The sequence below is a fragment of the Neobacillus bataviensis genome, from assembly GCF_019969725.1.
The window spans coordinates 60,926-85,621 of the sequence record NZ_JAHXYW010000006.1; the positions used below are offsets into that span (position 1 = coordinate 60,926).

22 protein-coding genes and 1 pseudogene are annotated in these 24,696 nt (G+C 32.9%); 9 read left to right on the forward strand and 14 right to left on the reverse strand.

The window, feature by feature from the left end:
- Positions 1-65: 65 nt before the first annotated feature.
- The gene (locus tag LC455_RS16380; protein ID WP_223592373.1) at positions 66-713 is read left to right on the forward strand and encodes an acetyltransferase; all 648 of its coding nucleotides are present in this window, start codon (positions 66-68) and stop codon (positions 711-713) included.
- A 140-nt stretch (positions 714-853) separates the two neighbouring features.
- Positions 854-1,885, forward strand: a complete 1,032-nt coding sequence (gene galE, locus LC455_RS16385) for a UDP-glucose 4-epimerase GalE (RefSeq protein ID WP_223592375.1) — start codon at positions 854-856, stop codon at positions 1,883-1,885.
- A 100-nt stretch (positions 1,886-1,985) separates the two neighbouring features.
- Here the strand turns inward: galE and LC455_RS16390 are convergent, their stop codons facing one another.
- The 5 genes from LC455_RS16390 to LC455_RS16405 form a co-directional block, all read right to left on the reverse strand.
- Positions 1,986-2,474: a hypothetical protein gene (locus LC455_RS16390; RefSeq protein WP_223592376.1), complete on the reverse strand. Its 489-nt coding sequence runs from the start codon at positions 2,472-2,474 to the stop codon at positions 1,986-1,988.
- A 19-nt stretch (positions 2,475-2,493) separates the two neighbouring features.
- A complete protein-coding gene (locus LC455_RS16395) occupies positions 2,494-3,123 on the reverse strand; it encodes a hypothetical protein (protein ID WP_223592377.1) in 630 nt (209 codons plus the stop codon).
- Positions 3,124-3,265: 142 nt separating this feature from the next.
- Positions 3,266-3,532, reverse strand: coding sequence for a hypothetical protein (locus LC455_RS16400; RefSeq protein WP_223592378.1), 267 nt, complete (start codon positions 3,530-3,532; stop codon positions 3,266-3,268).
- A gap of 39 nt (positions 3,533-3,571) precedes the next feature.
- The gene (locus LC455_RS32090; RefSeq protein WP_440446406.1) at positions 3,572-3,697 is read right to left on the reverse strand and encodes a sunset domain-containing protein; all 126 of its coding nucleotides are present in this window, start codon (positions 3,695-3,697) and stop codon (positions 3,572-3,574) included.
- 103 nt (positions 3,698-3,800) lie between these two features.
- Positions 3,801-4,439, reverse strand: a complete 639-nt coding sequence (locus LC455_RS16405; protein WP_223592379.1) for a GIY-YIG nuclease family protein — start codon at positions 4,437-4,439, stop codon at positions 3,801-3,803.
- A 275-nt stretch (positions 4,440-4,714) separates the two neighbouring features.
- On the opposite strand from LC455_RS16405, the gene LC455_RS16410 reads away from it, so the two are divergent.
- The 3 genes from LC455_RS16410 to LC455_RS16420 all read left to right on the forward strand — a co-directional run bounded on the left by LC455_RS16410 (position 4,715) and on the right by LC455_RS16420 (position 12,461).
- Positions 4,715-5,338 (forward strand): EcsC family protein, encoded by a 624-nt coding sequence (locus tag LC455_RS16410; RefSeq protein WP_223592380.1) that lies wholly within the window; start codon positions 4,715-4,717, stop codon positions 5,336-5,338.
- Positions 5,339-5,779: 441 nt separating this feature from the next.
- Positions 5,780-11,698 (forward strand): ATP-binding protein, encoded by a 5,919-nt coding sequence (locus LC455_RS16415; RefSeq protein ID WP_223592381.1) that lies wholly within the window; start codon positions 5,780-5,782, stop codon positions 11,696-11,698.
- A gap of 484 nt (positions 11,699-12,182) precedes the next feature.
- Positions 12,183-12,461, forward strand: coding sequence for an SHOCT domain-containing protein (locus tag LC455_RS16420; RefSeq protein ID WP_223592383.1), 279 nt, complete (start codon positions 12,183-12,185; stop codon positions 12,459-12,461).
- A gap of 106 nt (positions 12,462-12,567) precedes the next feature.
- Here the strand turns inward: LC455_RS16420 and LC455_RS16425 are convergent, their stop codons facing one another.
- The 4 genes and pseudogenes from LC455_RS16425 to LC455_RS16435 all read right to left on the reverse strand — a co-directional run bounded on the left by LC455_RS16425 (position 12,568) and on the right by LC455_RS16435 (position 15,354).
- Positions 12,568-13,026, reverse strand: coding sequence for a hypothetical protein (locus tag LC455_RS16425; RefSeq protein ID WP_317851451.1), 459 nt, complete (start codon positions 13,024-13,026; stop codon positions 12,568-12,570).
- Between the two features lie 6 nt (positions 13,027-13,032).
- Positions 13,033-13,101 (reverse strand): annotated as a pseudogene (locus LC455_RS31740) (hypothetical protein); the annotation flags it as partial.
- Positions 13,102-13,113: 12 nt separating this feature from the next.
- Positions 13,114-13,509, reverse strand: coding sequence for an excalibur calcium-binding domain-containing protein (locus LC455_RS16430; RefSeq protein WP_263297825.1), 396 nt, complete (start codon positions 13,507-13,509; stop codon positions 13,114-13,116).
- 492 nt (positions 13,510-14,001) lie between these two features.
- Positions 14,002-15,354 carry a glycosyltransferase family 2 protein gene (locus LC455_RS16435; RefSeq protein WP_223592386.1) on the reverse strand — a complete coding sequence of 451 codons (1,353 nt, stop codon included), beginning with the start codon at positions 15,352-15,354 and terminating at the stop codon, positions 14,002-14,004.
- A 536-nt stretch (positions 15,355-15,890) separates the two neighbouring features.
- Here LC455_RS16435 and LC455_RS16440 point away from each other — a divergent pair.
- A complete protein-coding gene (locus tag LC455_RS16440; protein ID WP_223592388.1) occupies positions 15,891-16,511 on the forward strand; it encodes a class I SAM-dependent methyltransferase in 621 nt (206 codons plus the stop codon).
- Between the two features lie 26 nt (positions 16,512-16,537).
- Positions 16,538-18,349: an aminotransferase class I/II-fold pyridoxal phosphate-dependent enzyme gene (locus LC455_RS16445; RefSeq protein WP_223592390.1), complete on the forward strand. Its 1,812-nt coding sequence runs from the start codon at positions 16,538-16,540 to the stop codon at positions 18,347-18,349.
- 483 nt (positions 18,350-18,832) lie between these two features.
- On the opposite strand, the gene LC455_RS16450 is transcribed toward LC455_RS16445, so the two are convergent.
- The 5 genes from LC455_RS16450 to LC455_RS16470 all read right to left on the reverse strand — a co-directional run bounded on the left by LC455_RS16450 (position 18,833) and on the right by LC455_RS16470 (position 21,926).
- A complete protein-coding gene (locus LC455_RS16450) occupies positions 18,833-19,096 on the reverse strand; it encodes a helix-turn-helix domain-containing protein (RefSeq protein ID WP_223592392.1) in 264 nt (87 codons plus the stop codon).
- 430 nt (positions 19,097-19,526) lie between these two features.
- Positions 19,527-19,793 carry a hypothetical protein gene (locus tag LC455_RS16455; RefSeq protein WP_223592394.1) on the reverse strand — a complete coding sequence of 89 codons (267 nt, stop codon included), beginning with the start codon at positions 19,791-19,793 and terminating at the stop codon, positions 19,527-19,529.
- A 48-nt stretch (positions 19,794-19,841) separates the two neighbouring features.
- Positions 19,842-20,108 (reverse strand): helix-turn-helix domain-containing protein, encoded by a 267-nt coding sequence (locus tag LC455_RS16460; RefSeq protein ID WP_223592396.1) that lies wholly within the window; start codon positions 20,106-20,108, stop codon positions 19,842-19,844.
- A complete protein-coding gene (locus tag LC455_RS16465) occupies positions 20,086-20,760 on the reverse strand; it encodes a competence protein ComK (RefSeq protein ID WP_223592398.1) in 675 nt (224 codons plus the stop codon). The genes LC455_RS16460 and LC455_RS16465 overlap by 23 nt, the downstream gene beginning before the upstream one ends.
- Positions 20,761-21,086: 326 nt before the next feature.
- Positions 21,087-21,926 (reverse strand): hypothetical protein, encoded by an 840-nt coding sequence (locus LC455_RS16470; RefSeq protein WP_223592400.1) that lies wholly within the window; start codon positions 21,924-21,926, stop codon positions 21,087-21,089.
- A gap of 728 nt (positions 21,927-22,654) precedes the next feature.
- Here LC455_RS16470 and LC455_RS16475 point away from each other — a divergent pair.
- Positions 22,655-23,932, forward strand: a complete 1,278-nt coding sequence (locus LC455_RS16475; protein ID WP_223592402.1) for a DarT ssDNA thymidine ADP-ribosyltransferase family protein — start codon at positions 22,655-22,657, stop codon at positions 23,930-23,932.
- Positions 23,933-23,957: 25 nt separating this feature from the next.
- Entirely contained in the window at positions 23,958-24,656 is a 699-nt protein-coding gene (locus LC455_RS16480; RefSeq protein ID WP_223592404.1) for a macro domain-containing protein, read from the forward strand.
- The last annotated feature ends 40 nt before the right edge of the window (positions 24,657-24,696 follow it).

A 24,696-nucleotide genomic window follows, 5' to 3' on the forward strand; every position in this document is an offset into this window, starting at 1 on the left:
GAAGGCGTAATTAACCGTAAACAATAATTGTTCTTTTAATTCTGAAGTTATTTTAGGAGAGATAAATGGAAGAGGTAATTATCTTTGGAGCAAGTGGTCACGCTAATGTGATAATCGATATATTAGAAAAGCAAAATGAATACAAAATAAAAGGGATTTTTGTGGACACGCCTGGTATGATTGGTCACGAGATAATGGGATATCCCATTCTTGGAAAAATTGCTGATTTCCATGGTTTCAGAAAAGGTATAGTGGCAATAGGTGACAATTTTGGCAGATCGTTAGTCGTAAATAAAATTAAAAAAATTGATAGAGAATTTCAATTTGTTAAAGCAGTTCATCCAAGTGCAGTTGTTGGGAAAAATGTTCAAATTGGAGCTGGTACCGTTGTAGTAAGCGGGGCTATTATTAATACGAATACTACAATTGGAGAGCATTGCATAATTAACACTAAAGCTTCAGCAGATCACGATGTAACAATAGGTGACTTTTCTACCCTTGCTCCGGGTGTAACCATAGGAGGAAACTCTGTTATAGGATCTCTTTCCACTGTTTCAATGGGTGCTAACGTTATTCAGAAAATTAAAATTGGTAGCGGAACGCTAATTGGTGCTGGATCTACAGTTATCAGAGATATTCCAGATGGAGTTTTAGCTTACGGATTACCGGCCAAAGTAATCAGGCAAAGGGAAATAGATGAAAAGTATATTTAGTAATTGTTAATATTATAATTTTTTCTTTATTTGTAAATTCCGGTGTCTGTCACCACCCGAATATTGTCGAATAATCCTAAAAAAACACTAAAGTAGTTTAAATATAAAATTACTTAAACTTGATTGGAGATTTATTGAAAATGGCTATATTAATTACAGGTGGGGCAGGGTACATAGGTAGTCATACATGTGTAGAACTGTTAAATGCCGGCTATGATGTTATCAGTCTTGATAATTTTTCAAACAGTAAACATGAATCATTAAATAGAGTTAAAGAGATTACAGGTAAAGACTTTAAGTTTTACGAAATTGATTTACTTAATCAAATTGGTTTGGAAGATGTGTTTGCGACCAATCAAATTGAAGCTGTTATTCATTTTGCAGGATTAAAAGCTGTTGGAGAATCTGTATCTATTCCACTACATTATTATCATAACAATATTTCAGGGACACTCATACTCTGTGATGTGATGAAGAAGTACGGTGTTAAAAACCTTGTATTTAGTTCATCTGCTACAGTATATGGAACGCCTGACCGAGTGCCGATTTCCGAAGATTCTCCACTAAGTGCAACGAATCCTTATGGTCGAACAAAGCTAATGATAGAGGAAATATTAAGAGATTTATATATAGCAGATAATACCTGGAGTATAGCCCTATTGCGTTATTTTAACCCAATCGGTGCTCATGAGAGCGGCAGGATAGGAGAGGATCCTAATGGAATTCCTAACAACCTAATGCCATATATTACTCAGGTAGCTGTAGGTAAATTAAAAGAGCTTAATGTATTTGGATGTGACTATCCAACTGTTGATGGGACAGGAGTAAGGGATTATATCCATGTAGTGGATCTCGCTCTTGGTCATTTAAAAGCACTAGAGAAGGTTATGTCATCTAATGGAGTGGATGCTTATAATCTTGGGACGGGAATTGGTTATAGTGTATTAGAAATCGTATTAGCCTTTGAAAAAGCATCTGGAGTGAAAATTCCTTATAAGATTGTGGAAAGAAGGCCTGGAGATATTGCAGTCTGCTATGCTGACCCGACAAAAGCAAGAAGGGAACTTGGTTGGGTTGCTGAAAGAGGAATAGAAGAAATGTGTCGGGATTCGTGGAGATGGCAGCAAAAAAATCCGAATGGGTATGAGAGAAAAGTTTTAATAAATTCATAATTTTTTTATTAAGAATGGGCGCTCTAAAGATGAGCGCCTTTCATTATAATCCTTTAATTGAATAAACATAAAAATTTAATTCCAAATAAAAATGCAGCATCTAGGTTCTTCGCTTTTCTTTAAGTTCATCAATTTTTTCTTGCACAAGCTTAATCATATACTCGTTTATATATATTTGATTTCTTCTTTTCCAATCAGAAATAAAAATATCTCCCGTTGCTAGAAAATAAAGTAAAAGAAACACAATTATAGTTATGATTGCGCCAATTAAGTTTAGAATATAACCAAGTAGTTGATTACCTAATATATCAGTATTGCTTTGAACTAGATTTTGAGCAATTTGAGTATTAAATATATAAACAAAAATAGCAGTAGCTAACCCAATATAAACGCCCCTTAGACCAAAGTATGAAATTTCTTTTTGAGTTGCCTCTAAATGTCTAAGGATATCACTATATATTTTTATTTGGTCTATTTGTCTCTTTCCGAAATATGTCTCTAAAATTTTTAATTCATTGTGAGCATTCTTTCTTAATTTTTCATATTTATCTAAGTTATTTATAATGTAATTCTTTCGTCTTTTTTTCATAATAATCACCATAATAAATTTATTTCTTTTTTACATTAAAATCTAATGTTGAAATATCGTTTTTAAGATTAAAAGGAGGATAGGTAGCGCCATAGTCAGTATTATCTAATACTATGTAGTAACTCCCAGCTTCAACTTGTTGGGTTTTAGTATTTGAATAAAGTCCAAAGGTTGATAATTCAGTATTGTAGTAGATATTTTCATTAGTTCCATTTTCCATTAAATGTACCCACTTTTCATAATTAGTTGAATCCATGAAATAAATATCGATACCTGGACCGGAAGCAATATTATACTCAATTGTTATGTCTGCAGTTTCATTTAATTCAACTGGAAAAACTCTGTAATGATCTTCTTGAATTTGCAATTCTTTATCAATTATAGAAACTGGTTGATTGGTAATTTGTTTAAATACGTATTCTAAACCGGTTTTATTATCGTCAGAAGGATTAGTAAAGGCAGCATATCCCCAAGCAATAATAAAAGCTAAAAAGAACATGATAATTATTCTACTAATTCGAGATTTTTTACTTTTTTCTTCAACTATTGTTTCTCCAACCATTTTTTCAACAGGACACCCGCATTTTACACAAACATCAGCTTTATCCGATATTTGACTACCGCATTCACTGCAGTTAATTAACGCCATAAAACTCCTCCTAAAAATCTCTGTATATAGCCTTATTATAGCAAATGTTGGAAATGTTAAAATAATAAATGAGCTGCCGCAGCAACTCATTTAATAACTCTTTTACACTATTATTGAACAACAGTAATAGATTTATTTTTATTCAAAAGCATGCCTTACATTGCCTCCAGCCGTACTGTTGGCTGACTTTATCAGCCTTTTCTATTAATTCGTTTAAATTGTCTGAGCAGTATTTTGGATAACATTTTGTATACTTGCCAATGAAGCGAGCCGAGGTTAAATGACGACAGCCAACGAGATGGAGAACATTACCTGTCTTTCCGCCTGCATTATTAAATATATAACCATTCTCATGCTCTTTACACCATTTTTCATATGCTTCTTCTTCGTTTTTAAAGCGTCTAACCAATGTTATCACCTCTGATTTATTAGAACTATTATTTCGGAATTAGCGATATAATCTCCTAAACCCTGCCTCTTCTGCTTCTTCCTCTGAACAGAACCATTGCTCGCCAAAACTTTCATCAATTTCGTTAACATCATAGTGCGATCTCCTGATGGAGAAGGGTGTCACGCACCGAATTTTGTCGAAGATTGATAGGGTCTTATTTTAACGTGGCAGCGTTCGCTGTGTCTTCGGCATACACAATAAACAAAAGGTACCCTTCATTCAGAACTTATTTAAAAAGACTAAGCTGTCTATCTTGTTTATTATATTCAACTCTATGTACTTCTAGGTGTTTTGCTGAATATCGCGGATACAAATCCATCATAATAAATAGCAATTCATCTTTTGAAAGAGTCCCTAAAACATTTTTGCCCTCTCTCTTAGAAACCTCCGTTTCAAAATGTTTATTAATTTTTTTATATAAACCATTGTATAGCATTGGAATATTATTATTTTTTGTGTTAATGAGACCTAAGACTTTTATCATCTGTTTTATGGTTTTACGATACCTGTCCAAATTTGGACCTCTATCGCCTTCTTTTGGCTTGTCCTCCATATTTTGAACCTGTGTATGATGAGAAAGGATCATCCAACCTCTTTCTTTGTAAAATTTACTCGCTTCAAATTCATAGTGATAAAAGTTTTTTCTATTATGTATTGGAGGTTCAAGTTCTTTCAGAACGATAAATTTTGTATCCTTATGCAGGTATAGCATTGTTCTGTCTTCGTTTTCAAAAAATGAAGGAATTCTCATTATATGTTCAACCCAGCGCACAATGAAATTCTCTTCCGTTTCTCCTATATAAACCATGTTTAAAGATTTATTGATAATGGCATATATTCCAGCTTTTAAAAATTGTTCCCCCATACTGTGCCCTCACACTTCAACTATTATTGATTTACCTTTAATAAAAATTCACAGAATAATCCTATATGTTTCAATGAAATATTTTTAATGATATTAATTTATTTCGGTGCTTGTCACGCCTCGAATATTGTCGAGGAGTGAAACGAATAATGTCATTTTAATTTGTTTTGAATTTAAAAAATATTGGAATACTTGTCATTTATGGTAAAATATTAATGTTAAATTACCTCTTTTTTCTAATTATAGATTATAAATTTACTATAGGGGAGATTATCTTGACGAAAAATAGTTTAACAGAAAGTAAAATGACACAAGTTTTAGATTGGGCGTATGAAAAAGCAGTTAATGGACTGCCTGGGACAGAAACAGCAGAAGAGTTAGCAGAAAGTTATTTAGAGAAAAACTCATCAGTAGAAAAAGCGATAGATAGCTTGATTCGTTGGCAAAACGCTAAAGGAGCAACTAGCGGTTTCTTAACTGGACTAGGAGGACTTATTACATTACCAGTAGCAATTCCTGCAAATATAGCGTCTGTTATGTATGTACAAATTAGAATGATCGCCACAATTGCACATATGAAAGGTTATGACTTAAAGGACGATCAAGTTAAAACTTTCGTTTTCGTATGTCTGACTGGACAAGCTGCTTCGGATATTTTGAAACAGGCTGGTGTAAGAATGGGTACTGCACTTGCCAAAGAGGCTATTAAAAAGATACCAGGCGAGGTAATAAAGGCAATAAATAAGGCAGTTGGTATTAGACTAATTACGAAATTTGGTGAAAAAGGAATTATTAACTTAGGAAAAGCTGTGCCATTAGTTGGTGGAATAATTGGTGGAACTGTTGATGGGATTGGTACTAATACTATTGGGAAGACAGCAAAAAGGGTTTTTTCCTAATATTAATAAACTATCGAAGAAGTAGCCTATATCTTATCAACTTCAAATGAACCTTCTGGTGTAAATAAAATTCTAATTGCATTGAAAATCTTAAAGGTAAGCATAGACCTTTTTTAATTTTAAATTAGCCAAATATTCAAGTCATGAAAAATGACTCGTTTTTTGGCCATTTTTTTGGCCATAAAAGAATGAGTAAAAAATAGGAGGTTGTAAGGATTTTTTAATTACATAAATCATAAAACATTGATGGCTAAATCAAAAACTGATTAAAGGGCGAAATTACTTTTATAAAAAGGAAATGCTCTAGTTTTGGAGAATGTAGAGGTATTCTAGCTTTTGTTTGGTTAAATTAAGCATTTTATATTATATTGATAAATTATTCTCTTCTATAATAAGGGGTATTTTTGATTTAAAAGAAGTAGTTCATTTTGGAGGTAAATAATGTCAACACCAGGTATCGCAAATCCTTATTGGTATGAATGGTATGTAGGTCTAGAACAAGTTATTAAAATGATAAATCCAGATAGTAAAATAACTTACGTAATATTTCAATCAGGTGTACATAATACCATCGACGATGTAGTTGTAGGTTACGAAAATAAACAGGAAATGTGTTTTCAAGTTAAACACGAGATTGGGAATGTAGGAAAAGGAAATTTAACATTTAGTAAGTTAATTGAGCCGACAACTAGGGAAAGTGGAACTGAAAAAGTAAGTTTAATTAAAGCGATTGCTATTGGTTGGGAAGAAGCAAAACTTCTAGAGGCGAATGAGATTATACCTATATTATACACAAACAGAAATTTAGGAGTTAATAGTACCAATAGATTTTTTTGTGGTAATGAGTATAAAGCACTATCACTAACAAAATTCGTCGAAAAACTAAAGGAAGTATTAAAAAAAACTGCCTGTATTCAGGATATTGAAAAGCATATAGATGAGCAAGATTTTAAGATGCAATGGTTGGAATTTAAAAATGCTATAAATGATAATGATACTAAAGTTATTGAATTTCTAAAGGCATTAAAAATTGAATACAATCAGGGGTCGCTTGATGATTTAGAAAATAAGATGATTAAATCATTAGAAGAAATCTTTAAATGTAATCAAATAGTCGCTCAAAATCTTTTTGATAAACTTTGTGCAAAATTAAAAATTTGGACTACAACAAGAAGAATGGATAAAGAAAAAGTTACTGTAGAAGATGTATTTGATGCTTTGTCAATAAATAATGATATAGAACATGGTGAGCATAAGCTACCGTATCCATCTCCATTCTTTTTAAGTAGAGAGGTATTTTCCGAAGAATTAATAAGATTAATAAAAAAGACAAATAAAAAAATAATTTTTATTTCAGGCGAACCTGGGAGTGGGAAAACAAGTCTTATTAGTTACCTTCAGCTAAAGCATAATCTTTTTAGGGCAAGATATCATACATTTAAACCAATCTCTCCTGAACAAAAGTTTTATAATGCAGATCCCGGCTTATCAAGACCCGAGTCTTTATGGTATGACCTTTTAATTCAATTAAGAGGTTACTTTAAAGGTCAATTAAATAAATATGCAATACCAGTAACAAATGCATTATGTTCGGTTGAACAGATGCGCAATGAAGTAATTAAATTGGCCAAATTATTATACGAAAATACAGGAGAAAAAACAGTTATCTGTATCGATGGAATAGACCATGCAGCTAGGGTCCAAAATGATGTTACTTTTTTATCAACTTTGTTTAACCCCTCAGAAATCCCAGAGGGAGTAATATTTACTATCGTAGGTCAACCAGCATTAATGTATGATAAATATCCAGTGTGGATAAGAAGACAATCTGAGTATGTAGAGCATGTTCCAATGCCTAAATTATTGAGGGAAGATATAATCTCATTAATAACTGAAACGGAGATTGAACTTAAGATAGATGTAGATGTATTAGCGGAATTCATTTTTGAAAAAACGGAAGGCAATAATTTATCTGTAGTGTTTGCTATTGAAGAGGCTAAAGTTTGTAAAGATATTGATGAGTTTGAAAAGTGTATAGATAAAAAACATGTAAGTGGTGATATAACAAATTACTATAGCCATATATGGGGATATGCTTCAGCATATTTAAATACAAAGAGTTTAGGCTTTCCTTTTCCAGAAACAGTGGTAGCCAGTGCAATAACTTTATTAGGTGGTAGAGTGAATTCTAAAATCCTAAATAAGGCTTTGGAAATTAATCTAAAGAAAGAAGAGTGGGAAGAGCTACTGGATTTACTATATCCTTTGATCCAAAAGGTTAGTAATAATGAAAATGAATATGCGTTATTTCATAATGATTTTCGAGTGTTTTTAATGGCAGAAATTAATCAGAGTAGTTCTATTTTTAAGAGGGTAGCATCTCAATTAGCTGACTATTATATCTCAAACCACAATACTGTAGAAAGTTTAGTTAATTTAATGCCTTTGTTAATTAGTGCGGATAAAAAAGATATAATAGCTGAGGCTTTTAATGTTGAATATGTGATGCATGCCCTGTCTTATGGTATATCTAGAAATAAGTTACGTGAATATGCAGAAATAGCTTATGAGTCTGCATTAAATTCAAAAGAATGGAAAACTTATCATAACGTATATCTTGCGATAAATACGTTGCATCAACATTTTAGATATTACGAATTTTTTGATAAGAAGTATACACTTCAGGATAAGTCTTATGTAAAAAAAATACATCCTTATGAATTGAATAGCTCCCCATTAAAAATAGAGTACCTATACAGTTATAAAGAGATGTTAGATTTTTGTGAAGACCTATTAACATATAAAGATTCCATTTCAAAACGAAGAGCATGTTCAACATATAACCTTTGGATGAAAGATTTAACTCCACCAAAGTTTGTAAACGAACTAAATGTAAATGAATTATTGTCTCAGGGGTTATGGGATGAAAATCTAAAAGTAGAAATAATAAATAAGTGGGCAACATTAGCATCAAAATTGGATATTGGTAATATAGTAGATGTTGATTCATTACAATGTGAAGAAGAAATAAAGGCTTCTGTTCAATTTAATAATACTTATTTCGAATACCTATTAGAAAATAATAAAATAGATGAATCAATAAATGTTATTAAGAACGGTGGGGTATCATTTAGTTGCATAGAAGATAACATAAAAAAGATTTTATTTAGAGATAGCGCAACTGAATTTAAGGAAATATTAAAGAAAATAATCGAAAAAAGACCAAATTTAAATGATCAATTATTAGCAAGAATATGCTTAATAACTTCAATTAAAGAACTTGAAACAATTAATCTAGAGGAATTAGAACCCATTTCATATATAACTGATCAAACAAGTTTGAAAATGATTTGTTTTTCAATAATTAAAGGATTTCAAGACTATGACAAGGATGTTTCTATATCAATCGATCAAATTAATGAGTTGTTAAGTACTGGTGAAAGAAAAGGACCAAACTATGAATACCTAAAGGTTTTAATAAGCCATGGTTTTATTTTAGGGAGATCTATTAAAAAGTTAGATGAAAAATTAGATGATTCTGACAAGGAATTATTATTAAGCAGCTACAGAGATTTTATGCTATATGACACAAGAAAGGTAAGAACTTTTGATTTTAAGGAAGGTTTTAATTTACTATTGTTTCTTTCTTTAAAACGTGAATGGGTTCCCCAATTTATAGACCAAGAAAATCTTAATCAATATGTTATAGAACATTTATTTAATCGTAATCGTCTTGGTATGCATTATAAAACTATCTTATTAGATTATATAGTGAATAAAGAAATGAATAACATTCTAGAAAAGTACATTTTAGAATTATATGGGCCCAACGGCACCAATTTATTTCAAGGAAGTAACTTTGAAGATACACATAAGTGTTTTGAAAAGTATGGTAATAATGTACTTCCAGAACTTATGAATGAAGTAAATAATAAATTAAATTGGGATGTAGTTGGGTATGTAGATCACAAAGAATATGCATTATGGCCTTTGTTGCAGTACTTTAAAAAAATTATGTTTTTTGATAAGCAGGATTGGAAAAATAGGGGCATATCGCTGAATAAATTATCCTATATAGCTAACATAAAAGGAAGCAATAGATCTTCTTTTGAAATTAATAAAGAAATTGCAAGTGCAGCTATTAGGAGTGGATTTAGTGATGCTTGGTTGTTAAGAAATGAAAATCAGGAATTCCGATTCTCTTTAGAAATTCTTTATAATCAGATTTTTGATTTATTAGATAACGTTAAAAATCTTGATGAAATTATTACAGTTTGGTATTTAAGTTGCGGTATTTTGTCTTGGTATAATTCAGATGATAGAAAAGGACTTGGAAATGTCTATCATAAATGTTTAGAAAAAGGTTCAGAGTTAGGAATTCAAGAAATTGAGCAATTAATACACCAATTAACACCAGAACACGCAGTAATTGCAAATTATGGAGATACACCGAGTTTTCAGGAACATCAAAGTGAGAATGGTAAAAAAAGAGAGGAAGCCGATAAAGAATTAAGACAAAGAATGAATAGCTTTTCTATTCATGAGATAGTTGAATTTCTAAATAACGAACAAGATAAACTTCTCAATATCAAATCTGTTGATATTGCTTTTGGTATTATTGAAGAGCGTGGAGGACTTACTCAGCAGATTGCATTGAATTTTTTAGAAATCTTGAAAAGACGACTTGAAAATTATTCTTGGGAAAATATGGGATTTGAAAACATTTTAGAAAAGATTATTAAAGTTCTCACTACTGATTTTTTATGGAGCTTAGCTGAGTATAATAAATTAAACCTAGATGAGGGGGATCATTATTATACTTGTACAAGTAATATGAACTTCTTATTACAGTTAGTTGTTTCAAAATCTGAAAATGATTTAGTAAAGCATTTCTTTGATAAAGAATTGGAATGCCAGAACAATTGGATTACAGGTTGTGGAAACTTAATTAAAGAACATTCATATTACCAACCATCAGTGAGTAATTTAACGCCACCTAATAATCTTCAACAATTTGTTTTTAATGTCTTAATAGAACAAGTTGAAACTAAGAATATTCATAGGATTGAAATTGGTTTACAAGGAATCCACCTTCTTATCAAAAGGTATCCAGAGCTATTTTTACATGTTGCATCTTCATGGGTAGAATACAATCACGAACAAAAGGAATACTTAATAAAACTTTCTGAGAGATGGTCACAAGAGAATATTCAAGGTTTCGTAAATCTGAAAAGTATTATCGAAAATGAATATTATAATGCAAATGAACTTGATAAGATAATACAATTATATTTAATTTTAAGTAATTATGAGTTTGTTACTGAAGGTAATGATAATCTTAAATTCCTATTAAGTGCACCATCTATAGAGTATGATTTGCCTGAAAGATGTCCCCAAAAGTTCGATAGTTCCCAGGTGAGTAATGCAACAAATTGTTTTCTTTCAGTAATGGAAACATGCACCGGGGAATCGTATGAAAATATCAAATACTATATTAGCAGTAAAAAAAATGTCATAGAAGCCAGTAGAAAAGTAGGCGAGTCTTTTAGGCAGGGTGACAGTATGCTCCTATCTAGAACTCACACACAGATAGACTCACAAATTCTTTACGGTGAGGAGCAAAAAGGCAGATGGGAGGTTGTTCCCCTTACCATTAAGGCACAATCGTTATTGCTTAATGATGATTCATGGTTAATTTCGCAGCCTCCTAAATTTTCCTTTAGTGACGAATGGGATATAGAGTATCAGTTGGAAGAGACTGCAAAAAATAAAACACTTTACGAATGCAAACCGTACCTCAAAAAAATAGTAAGTAAAGATATACCTGAAAATATGGAAGTTATAGGTTCATGTATTTGGTATCCAATAGGTAGTAAGGATGGAGTTATTTATACAGAAGTAGCTAAATTAAGTGAAATAGGAACTAAGACTAATTACAATATAACTCATGCCATGAATCCTGGGAGCATTCTTTCAAGATTGGAAGAATTATTTACTATAGATGATGAGAGCCTCAATGATACAGGTCTTTGTTTAACTAAACAATTGGTCGGTTCAAGTGTATTTTTTTATGGTAACAGCATGATTTACCCGTCAATGGATTTAAGAGAGATTTTTAATATTGAACCATTAGCAACAAATCCTTTAATTTGGGTTAAAAAAGAAACCAAAGAAGTTGTATTGTACTTTGAGCGTGAATCTTTTCCTAATAGAAAAGCAACTCACGAACAATATTTTAGGCAGCCATTGATATCTAGATGGCTTTGTAATAAGGATTTATTAGATCAAGAAGTAAAAAAACTTGGCTTGGTATTATATAAAGTTGATGCCATTGAGAAGATGCCTAATTTCGGAGTGTAGAGATTACGGCTCTGTTAACAAAAAAATAACTCCTATATTCAACTAATTTATGAATATAGGAGTTATTTTTACTATCTTACTTACTTTTTGGAACAAAATGGGCTGCTGAACTGATAAAAGCATTATCTTATTTCGAAGGCACCTAAACCGATGTGACCGTTAAGTAAAATGACACAGTTTTTGCTCATTTAAATGATATAATTAGTTGGAAATTAGATTAAAAGCTAATTCAGCTGTTTTTTGTTTCACTAAAGCCATCGTTAGTATTAGTGAAATTATCTACAAAATCCTCTAAAAACATAAGGTGTTTATTGTGCAATAGTTAGTCTACTACGCATTAAAGAAAGATGATTTACTACCGTTAATTTGTAAGTACACTTTTTTCACAATCTGCAGAATCGAATCTACAGAGATACTAACTTTTTTGGTCGCCAACCTTATTCCCCTCTAAGATTCTGGTCTGTCACCGCCCGAATAAACACAAATGGTTATTTTGCAATTCATTTTGATGGGCAGTTTAGAGAATAAAGGCGGAGTATTCGCAGCTACTAAAGATGAGAATACTGTTATGTCTGTTAAAAAAGAACAGAAAATGGCGGAGGAAATCAAAGCCTATGTAGAAAACTTTTTAGCAAATAAATACAAGCGGGTACCTCAAATTGATGTTTTGAAGAAATCTGTAAAGTTCAAGGCTTTCTTGGATGACGGGATTATTTCTGAAGAGGAATTTAACGAGAAGAGAAAGCAATTATTAGGAATTTAATTATTTTTGCTAAGACTCCACTTTTGAACTGTACCTCTATTGTTAGACACAAAACTAACAATGGAGGTGCAGTTCAGAGTAGTGGGGCTTTTTCTTATTAAAATCATTACTGAGCTGAATATGTAGTTCCCCAGACAATCATTAATACAGTTTCATCTGCTACAACGTAGACTGAGCCAGTATCAACGTCAAAAGTTTCACTAGCCCTAGTTTGTGCGATTAAATCATTTAACTCTGTTTCTGATACAGGTGCTCCAAGAGCTAGTGCAAGTTTTTTAAATAGTTCTTCTTGAGCAGCATCTAAATAGATAACTCCGTCGGCCACAACACTAGCGATGTATTCATCACCTTGGAATAAATCATAACCATCAATTTCTACGCGATATTTAACTGTTATTCCGTATTGGTCAGTGACTGCTTTTATTTTAATTAAAGTAGGATCAACTGCTACTACAGCATCATCATCGCCAATTTGTTTTCCGTCAATCGTTGTATTGGCTGCCATTACTCCAGAGCTATAAAAGTAATACGTTTCTCCGTTAATGTTATTCCATCCAAGCGCCATTTTACCGGAAGTAGGATTTAAGTAGTACCACTTACCACCTAATGGCAGCCAGCCCATTTTCATAGTTCCATCGGCATTTAAATAGTACTAGTCTTGACCAGACTTAAGCCTGCCAGTTTTCATTACACCGCTTGCGTCAAGATAATACCATTTGCCAGCTGAAAGTAACCATCCTGTTTTTATGACACTAGTTGAATCAAGATAATACCATGAGCCATTATAAGACAGCCATCCAGAATAGTAATACCACTTTCCACTTACAGTTTTCCAACCAGTACTTGTTGTTGCCTTGCTCGCTATAAAACTACTATAATCACCAGCACTCACTTCACATGGATACCCATCATTATCACCATCAAGACGATGAGGATCATTACTGGCACTATAGCCATTGCTATACCAGAATTCAATTACAGCTTGTTTACTTGAAAAATCCTTACAATCCTTATCGGTGAAAGCCAAAGCTTTAGGCTGATTCCCCAATTGTAGTGCTGCTAAGAGCACAGTTACTAATACAAACGTTTTTTTCACTATGTATTGCACCTCTATTTTTGGTGTTAATAGGAAAATATAACACTATTTCCCTATGGAAGAAACAGACTAAAATAAAAATGTTTAGACATTGTTCGACAAAAATAATCATAAAAAAAGAAAAGAGATGTTGTTATACTCAGGTTGAGGTTCTAACTAATCAAACGATTAATTAACTGACAAAAATTTCATCCTCCATCTAAGAAAAAGCCTTAAACAGCAGGCTTTTATGTATATTTAATTAAACGATTAATTAGTTTTGTTATTGATTAATTTTGTGCGAATTCGACGTTTGAAATACATAAGTTGCTGACGAGTTGAAGAAGTTTTACGTGATACTGGGATTATTTCAGAAGATGAATTTAAACCAAGAAGAACAAATATTAGGACTATAAATAATTAGGCCCCTCTCGACGGAGAAGGGCTTTGTTGTTCAGCTATTTTTTACTTCCACTTTCTTTTAAACCTAAAAACCTCTTGTACATACCCGTATACGGATACAGGTGACATAATCATTTGATAACCTAATATGAATAAAATAAAGCCAAAAATATTTTTTCGAATTTTAAGGTTTAAGGGTTTGAAAACGATATTTTTTTGATAGAAATAAAGAATGCTATAACTGAAAAGGGTTAACGGTAATACAAGTAAAGTCATAGGACCAACAATCCAGTTATAACCGAAAAATGCCAATATCAGTCCTGGAATCCAACATAGTGTGTAGGTAATATCTAAATAAGGCATCATTAAATTTACACCTGTAAGATATTTAACATAACCAACCGGCTGGTTCCACGGTTTTATTGCATTCAATCCCTCGATCATGCCTCGTGCCCATCTTGCTCGCTGCTTGACAAAGTGTTTAAACGAACTAGGGACTTCCGTGAAGGATACAGCCATTGGTTCAAAGTAAACCTTCCATTTCTTCTCGAGTAAACGCCATGTTAATACAATATCTTCCCCTATGGCATCAGGCCAGCCGCCCACTGCCTTAACACATTTTGTCTTATATAGACTGTAAGCACCTTGGGCTACCAATGTTCCTTGGTATAGACCTTGAAGTCTTTTTATAGAAGCGATCCCTAAGAAATAGTCCCATTCCTGAATCTTTGTCCATAAGTTTTCTCTGCTGTTTTTCGCCAGAACGGAACCAGCCACTGCACAGACATCTTCCGGGCTGGATTTCATTCGTGCAACTAGATAGCGAATAGAAGAGGGATGAAGGAGAGTATCCGCATCGATGGTAATAACATAAGGCGTTTCAACTATTTCTAACGCATGATTTAGAGCATGGAATTTTCCAGGTTTGTCTTCATGTAGTAGCTCAATGTCAATGGACAATTCCTCTTTTGCCTTTAACGTTTCTTGAACGGTGTGATCAGTAGAACAATTATTGATAACTATTACTTTTAATTTTCCCGAGTAGTCTTGTTTATCGATGTATTTCAACGTTTGAAAAATTTTATCTTCTTCGTTATGGGCCGCTATCAGGATTGTAAGCTCATCTTTTGGAAATTGATTTTTAAAAGACGGCTGCCTATCTAACAATAAGCTAATCACTAAAAAGGCATTCATATAACCAGGAATGTACGAAATACCACCAATGATCAGTAACGCTACTGGAAAGGATACAATTTCAGCTAAATCCTTTAACCAAGGAAGCGCTAGGTAAATAGAGAATACCATCCATAGGAAAGCTCCCATGTGACTTATATAAAACTTTGTTTTTATAGGTATATATATCTTCTTGGATTCATTATTGGTTTGGGGATTGATAGGATTTAGTAGTGGCTTCATAGATGATAATCCTCTCTGTGAGTAACATAGTAAGAATGACCTATTATAACATGTTTTAAGGTTCGAACAAAAAGGAAATTGTTGATAATTAATCAAACGTTTATGTAACTGACAAAGTTTTATAAATATGATTTCGAAAAGCTGAATGACTTCTAAATTTTGAAAAAACATCCAACTTTTTGTAGTTATGGTGCCTGACACCGCCCGGAATTTGTTTAGTAATGTAGGTAACATTCATAATCTGAAATAAAAAAAACCTTTGAATGCGACCATCCAAAGGTTTTTTTGTGTTTTTTTATTCCTTTTATTTAATTTTTTTATGTTCATTTTTTGAACTAAATTCTTCTTTACACACATATATTTCCTTTATAATATAAATGCATTCAAAATTTGAACATAAATAAAGGGGGAGCCAAATCTTTTATATCCGTTAAGTTTTAAAGATGAAAGTCTAACCCAGCGATAGCTGCCGCGTTTAAGTGTTCTGAAATAAATAAGAATGGGGGAGACATACCCAATTTAAGGAGGATATGAACATGAATCAAACACAAAAGGTAGAATCACAAAACTCAAACTTAGAACAACCGAAAGAAACATGGAGAGAAATCTGGACTAGAAAAGGTAAAGTATCTGGCTCACGAGAAGATTTGCTTTCCTATAACGGATATGAAGCTACACAGATTGATATGCCAGAGGTAGTAGCTCAAATCGTAAAAGCTTTAGATATCAAACCAACCGATAAGGTTCTTGAAGTTGGCTGTGGTGCGGGCGCTTTAGCTCAATATTTAAATTGCGATTATGTAGGAATGGACTACTCTCCTTCCCTTGTTAAAAAGCACATTGAAATTCTAGGTAATTCTGTAATAGTTGGAGAAGCAAATGATATTCCTTTTAAGGATAAAAGCTTTGATAAAGTCATTTGTTATGGTGTATTTCTGTACTTTGATTCCGAGGAATACGCACAACAAGCTATTAGCGAATTAAAACGCGTAGCAAAAAAAGCGCTAATGATTGGTGAACTCCCAATTCGTTCTCATCGGTTAGAACATAAATTATATAAAAAAGAAGACTTTTCTGATTGGGCAATTACAGATGGATTTTATGACCCATACCGAAACGATCGATTTAATGTAACTATTTTCTTTCATGATTGTTAATAATTTTAAGAAAGGTATGAAAAGGAATGCAATCAATTATTTTAGCAGCGGGTATGGGAAAACGTCTTAAAGAGTTAACAAATAATAATACCAAATGTATGGTGAAAGTAAATGGTGTAACAATGATTGAAAGAATGCTTCGACAATTGGATAAATTACACCTGTCAAGAATTGTCGTCGTAGTAGGATATAAAGCTAAAGAACTTGTTGAGTTTATTTCAACTTTAAATATAGAAACACCAATTGAGTATGTTACCAATGAAGTCTATGACAAAACTAACAATATCTATTCACTATATTTGGCAAGAGACTACCTTCTAAAGGAAGATACACTTTTACTAGAATCAGACTTAATCTTTGAAAGTTCTGTACTAAACCAAATTATCGAAGATCCATACCCAAGCTTGGCACTAGTTGCAAAATATGAAAGTTGGATGGATGGAACTGTAGTTACTTTGGATGAAGAAAATAATATTTTAAGTTTTCTTGATAAAAAACATTTCAAATTTGAAGATATTAAAAACTATTTTAAAACAGTTAATATCTATAAATTCAGCAAAGAGTTTTCTAATACTCATTATGTCCCTTTCCTGGAGGCATATAGCAGAGCATTGGGAAATAATGAGTATTACGAGCAGGTATTAAAAGTAATTACCCTATTGGATAAGCCGGAAATTAAAGCTACTATCCTAGGCAATGAATCTTGGTATGAAATTGATGACGTACAGGATCTGGATATTGCGGAAGCCATATTTACAACTTCTGCACAAGACAAACTAAAAAAAATCCAGAGCAGGTATGGAGGCTACTGGAGGTATCCAGGATTGATTGACTTCTGTTACCTGGTAAATCCCTTCTACCCAACACCAAAGCTACTCGATGAAATCAAAGCCAATTTTGAACGCTTAATCTCTGATTATCCGTCAGGAATGGGTGTAAACAGCTTGTTGGCTGCAAAATATTTCGGAATAAAAAAAGAACATGTGGTTGTCGGGAATGGAGCAGCTGAGCTTATAAAATCGTTAATGGAAAGACTTCCTGGTAAAATTGGTATGGTCCTCCCAACATTTGAGGAGTATCCAAATAGAAAAAGTCCGAACGAAATTGTTCCGTTTTATCCTAATAACACCAATTATTCTTATGCAGCTTCTGACTTAATTGATTTTTATGAAAACAAGGATATATCGGCTCTGTTATTGATTAATCCTGATAATCCCTCCGGTAACTACATTGAGAAAGCAGATGTACTAAAGCTGGCCAGGTGGGCAGAAAACAGGGGAAATACTTTAATTGTTGATGAGTCTTTTGTCGACTTCTCAGAAGAGAAAGAAGCAACCCTATTAGATGAAAATATTTTGAATAGGTATCCAAAATTAATTGTCCTTAAAAGTATTTCAAAATCCTTTGGGGTGCCAGGCCTGCGATTAGGAATCCTTGCTTCTCACGATACTAATCTAATTGATTTTATTAAACAGGATATTGCTATTTGGAATATTAATTCCTTCGGGGAATTTTATATGCAAATCTTTGAAAAATATAAGTCTGATTATGAAAATGCAATGAAAAAGTTCAAAGATGTTCGAAGTGAGTATATTAATAATCTCTTAACTGTTAAAAACCTTCGTGTTGTGCCATCACAAGCAAATTATGTTATGTGTGAAGTCTTGGGGGACTATAAAGCTAAAGAACTAACAGAAATATTGCTAGATCAGTATAATTTGTTTATAAAAGATCTCTCGTCTAAGATTGGAATTAATGGAGAATATATAAGAATTGCAGTTAAACGTCCAGAAGAGAATGATAAAATGGTTAATGCATTAAAGATGGTGTTGAAATAGGCATGGGTGCCTGTGCGTAGTTCTGGTGCCTGTCACCACCCAGGGTCAACAAATTTTTCCAGAATCATCGTTCAGGTGCATTAATCATTCCTGTCTATGAATAATGTGCGCTCAACTTTCGACAAGTTTTTTCAGTGGCTGCATAAATAACTCCTGATTATACATGGATTTAATCCATATGTAATCAAACGTTTAAGTAATGTTGGAAAAAGGGAAAAAAGGGTGAATTCTGTTGCTTGAAAAGAATGGAGTCATTTTCTGGGGAATATTTGTCTTTTTTCTGAAAAAGCCGATGAATTAATCGACAAAAACTATAGGAGTAAAGTCATATAAATCCTTCTATAGCAGTGTTTTCTTCCTATTTAATCAAACGATTATTTAGTATATAACAAACGTAGAGTCGTCGATAGTTGTCATTTTGAATGTACCAATGGGACGATTCTTCTGGCCGTAACCAGCCAAGAGAACCGTCCCTGTGGCCTTTTAATATGGCTCTTCTTTAAAAATCCTGTCAATGTCCGTATTATCAGCAATTCTTTTTACTAGTTCTTCCACTGGAATCCCTAAACCAATAGCAATCTTATAGATTGTATAGAAGGATGGATTTACATTCTTGGTTTCAAGATCAACCATATATGTCCTATTTAATTTGCTGTTTTCCGCTAGTTGTTCTTGAGTCAGACCTTTTGCTTGCCGCAACGGTCTAATAGCATCCCCTAAAAAGTAATTAATCTTTTCTTTTGTCAAAGGAAATTCTCCTTTTTAAGACAATTACATATCTAGAGGCGCCTTTGCTCTACATGCTACAGCCGACATTACTACTAAAATAAGAAATATTTTTTGCTTAGGTTACATTCTAAAAGGGAAATACACTTCAAATAATATTATTCAATTTTTTCGGGGATAATTAGGAAAAATGTTGGTGGCTCCATGCTGATCCTAAACTAATCAAACGTTTAGTTAACTGACAAAAAATTCATTTGCGGATTTTATAAAATCCCTTTGCAGCAGGGGTTGCGGCATATTTAATTAAATGATTGATTAGTTTGATGTTGTTATAATTTGTAGAAGTTTGCAGTTATTAATTCAGCTTATCAGCCTCAAGAAGGTTCACCTAATTTGGTGCAGAGCCATTACTAAGTAGTAGTGGCTCTGTTTTGGATCCTAATATATTTTTTTATAGTAGATCTGGGTAATTGTAACATTTCGCTTCATTTATCGTGCCGAAATCTTTTTTAGATAAATGAGGGAAGAGGTCCAGACTGATTTCCCTTATAAAACCGTATTCTGCGTTATGTGTAATGATAAGTTCCTTAGACGTGGCAAGATGGCCGTCAGCATATTTTCCAATTTGATTAATCATATCAGGCATCGATTTCCCCTTTAGATAATATTCATCGGTAAAGCCCAGTTTATCTGTGACATATAAAATAAAGTAACTCATACCGTCGACCCCTAGCCGATCCATAATTAGTAAACTCAATCTTCTAATCTATTTAGTAAAACTCCAATATCCATTAATTTGCAGAAACTCCGGATCTTTTTCGATTTCTATCATAAATTCTGAAGCTCTCATCCCAAGCCCGGAAGCAAGGGCTAAGATGGAAATAAAGCCAGGCTGTTTTATATTTCTTTCAATGAGACTAATATAGGAACGATCCAAACAGCTGCGTTCGGCTAGTTCTTCCTGCGATAGATTCCGTTCCTTTCGCAGCCTTCTTAATGTCATCCCAAAATCAATGTTCCAATGATAATCCAACAGGGTGCTCCTCCTTTGATAAGTAGCTCTCGAATAACCAGTTATCCTTATTATTTTCTTCTTCTAACACTCCAAAGTTATATTTTCCTGACTTTTCCTTTAGGAGCTGGTGTCTTTTTGGCGGTTCCAGATAATAGAGAATCGGACTTGGATGAGTCCCTCTTTCAATCGCAAGTCGTTTTAAATGTTTGGCTTTCTGAAGTTTTTCATTAAAAGGAGCTAATTTTGTATCAACAATTATGAAATGGCCATTGCTCAATTCCACCTCTGTCTTGTTTCCGATAGCTTTGGTGTTGATAATATGTTCGGGATTAAACCAGATGCAGTCTATTTTGTGTGGTGATTTACTTGGGAAAAGGCAAATGCCTTGATAGGGATTCACCATGATGGGACACTTCATTGTTTTGTTTAAAATGGATTTTGCCCCTGTCATTGCTCCCCGTAAATCAAAGCCTATGTATTGTAATGTATCATCCAATAGATGTAGAGGAGTTTTGTCCACCAGAAAAGTCGCTTTTCCTGCCATGACCCTTGAACACGGCTTCCCATATTGGTCATATTCCCCCATCATTAGTATCACTTTCTTCTCAATAAAGTAACGTTTAATATTAATCGTTCTCCACTCCTTTAACCGCAATAGATTAAAAAGCATTTACCTTCTACTATCTCTGTACTAGACAATGAAGAAAAAACGATAGAGCTGTTTCGATTGTTTTAGAATTTTAACCCTCCTTTGCGAGGACCATTTATCCATATTTTTGATAGATATACATTATGGCAGGTTAAGCTGCTTTATACCTTTTACATGTTGGAATTGATTTTGAAGATATGGGAGCGCTTTCCTTACATATCTATTAAACTGCAAATAGGACTTTTGTACTGCGGTCTATAGTATACAGAATTCGCTAAATTTCATGGAAATTTTGACAAAAATGCGACACTTTTTGCGAGTGGGCCATGGGACCCGACCTTGTTGTCTTATTCCAGCCAATTCCAGTCTAGGTCAATGCCTTCTATAAAAGAGTGCGGTCTAGGAGTTTTAGGCCTCATTGCAGCAATCTTCTCCGAATAGAGCTTCATAAATTTGTTGTCCAAAATTCCATAAAAGTAGGCGATAGGGTTTTTGACGCAATTGGTTAATTTCATTTTTCGAATCAGTTGTCTAAAGGCTTGGAGCGAGATGTCTAGGATGTCATCTGTGTCTTTCTGACACTCAAACCGAAAAGCAGCAATTTGCACCATATGCCAATATTCTTCTATTGTTTTGGCTTCGGAGAAAAAGCATTTTACTAGCTGGACAAAAGGCAGTGGGACTCGGTTGCTGACAAAATTGTGATCCAATTGTTCAGACGCTTTGTTACGTTTATTTATCTTTTGATCTTTTTCAGTTTTTAAAAGATTACTAGTTTTATTAGGGTGGTCCAATTTTTCCACTTTGGGTAGTTCACTTGATGGAAAACGATTAAACTGATATAGGTTGCTGGACTGCGATCCGTTTTTCCTTTCTGTTTCAAAGATCGTGATAATTCCCAATTCTTTTGCTTTCAGAATCATCCGTTTAAAGGTAGACCTTGAAATGCCATTCTCCTGGTATTGCTCGTGAATGGATTTTAAAATGGTCCCGATCTTGGCATTGCATACTCCAGGGATTTTGGCTGCAAAGCGCACGAGTCTTTTTAATCCGATTATTTCACCTTTTGTAAACTCATTTTTATGTTCCAATAACCACATCTCGATATTATGATTGAATTCCTCAAGGGAACTGAATTGTGAGAACTGCTGAAATCCTTCCGTATTGCCAGATTTAATGCCTGTCATTTAGGACACCCTTTCACCGTTTTTCTGCACTCTACGATATCGGGTTTGGCTGAGTAAATCGAATTCGCATTTTTCATTTTTGTGGCCCATTTTCGTACGAAACGTCAAAAAAAGCCTTCAAAAAATCATTTTTGAAGGCTTTTTTTGCAATTTGGTGGGTTTTTTCTATTATTTTTTTACGACTGTAAACCCTAATGATTTGGTTATTTAGAGCTCAGCAAACTTAAGATCACCTCTAAGGTGTGGTGGAAAGCTAGTAACGTTTTAGACCAAAATAATTAGGCTAGGAATACTAATTTATTCCTAAGTATTGTGAAATTGAACTTAAAATGATGTAAAAAAATGTTATAATATAGGAGATAAGTAATGATATTATTGAAATTTGATAGGTTTTACTTTATTGAATTTAATATAATAGAAAAATAAATCTTATTTGTCTGCAAATAATTATTGTTAATTTATATATTGCCAAACCCATTGATAAGCGGGTATGAAAAAATTTTTGGTCTGAGGTTAAGTCATATATTGGCCGAAGGACAATCATTTAAGTGGCTATTCTAGTTTTGGAATAGGCACTATTTATTTATCAGATTATTTAAAATAAAAAAAGGAATCAGGAAATAAACAATAATATCAACTAACGGACTAGTTGAAGAGTTATTTGATGATATAGAGTTTGAGGATATCTTTAAAAAAGTTGAAATTGGATGTCAAGGAGGTGGTGAAAAATGAAATATGATGCTGAATTAAAGAAGACAATTGACTTAATGAAAGCTAATTTTCAATTTGAAGGTCTATTACATTTTACTAACTTTTCTAATTTGAAAAGTATTTTTGATTCAGGCTACCTCTTAAGTAGGTTTGACTGTTTTGAAAATGGAATGATCTTTAAAGATGGAGCAAGTAAAGATATTATTTCCAAAACGGAGCGAGAGATTCAAAAATGTGTTCGATTTTATTATAAAGAACAAACTCCAACTCTCTATGTGAATGAAGGCATTAAGAAACTACAATATATTACCAACTCTCACTGCCCTATCCCTGTTTATCTGTTGTTTGATGAAAATCTAATCTTGCACCCAAATACTTATTACTCTGATGGAAATGCAAAGGTTGGTAGAACTCAAATAGATAATAGCAGCGGCTTTTTTGCTTCTATTGATTGGCCGACAGTTTTTTCAAGAGGACAAATTTCAAGTAATAGAACAGGTGTTGAAATCAAAAGGAAAAGACAAGCTGAATTATTATCTTCCACACCAGTATCTCTAGATTATTTAAAGTGTATCTATTTTAGATCAATAGCTGATAAACGAAGGGCAATCAATCTTTACGGTAATCGTCCATATTTCAAAGTAAACTTACATAAATTCTCTAATAAAAACTGTGAACCTTGTAAAGAGGAGTATGCTAATAATTTTATATCAGATTATAAATATAGACTCATACAGAAAGAAAATGAATTTATCCTGGCCATTAAAGTAGAATTCAATAAAGAAAATTTCAATGAATACCACTTGACTTATGAAGTAAATGATTGTCATGGACACATGGTAAAGTGTAAAAACACAAGAGTAGATTCAGCGAAGCTATTAAATAATCAGATTGAAGAGAGAAAAATCGATATAGTATTTTTCGATTATCAGGAAAACTGGGAAACAATAAAGCTATATTTAAATGGAATTCTTAGCTGTGAGATTGATGTTTCAATAGAGAGGATTAATCATAAGCGAAAAACGCTAAATAATATGACATCAATTATAACTGATAACTTTTCTAATAGATCTTTAAAAGTTCAATTACATTATCTTGATCCCGGCTATGACAAATATGACAATTTCATAGAACTGTATGACAGAGATATGAAGTTGCTTTTTAAAAGTGAAATTTCATGTTCTAGTTTGCATGATACATATAAGGTTGTAGAAATAGAAGATGTGCCAAAAGAAGTTACTTACATATCATATTTAATAGATGGATTGCTCGTTAAAAGGCAAAGTCTTTTATAAGTCAAAATTAAGGACGATGATATCAGTGATACATTATGTAGAAAGCAATGTATTTAATACACCCGCTAAAACAATTGTAAATACGGTTAATTGTAAAGGGGTAATGGGAGCAGGGTTAGCTTTAGAATTTAAATTAAGATACCCTAAGATGTTTAAAGCATATGAAATGCAATGTAAAGAGAAGAAAGTGAGGGTTGGGAGACCGACCCTGTATGAATGTGATGAAAAACGTTGGATTCTTAACTTCCCGACTAAACACCACTGGAAGAACCCGTCAAAATTAGAGTATATAAAAGAAGGCCTACAATACTTCAGACAGAATTACACAAAAAGAGACTTTCAATCGATTGCCTTTCCTAAATTAGGGACAAGTCATGGTGGATTAGAATGGAAAGAAGTAAAAAAGGTAATGGAAGAATATCTTCATGATTTATCCATTGATGTTTATATATGTCTTGATGAACGAGTCGAAGCGGAAGGTGTAGAAATGGAAATGGTAAATAGGTTTAATCAGATAGATCTTGATGTGTTAATTCAGCATGTAAAGCTATCAAAAAAACAACTAAAAGAATTAAATGATATTAAACCCATTTCACGCTTTTTTACTCTAACGACTGTTAACGGTATTGGCAAAACAACATATGAACACTTATTTACCTTCTTCTACCAGCGGGAGAGCGATGAGGACACAGACGATCTGTTAGGGCAAATGTCTTTGTTCTAGGTTCATTTTTATGAAGTTAAAAACAAAAATCTAAAGAATA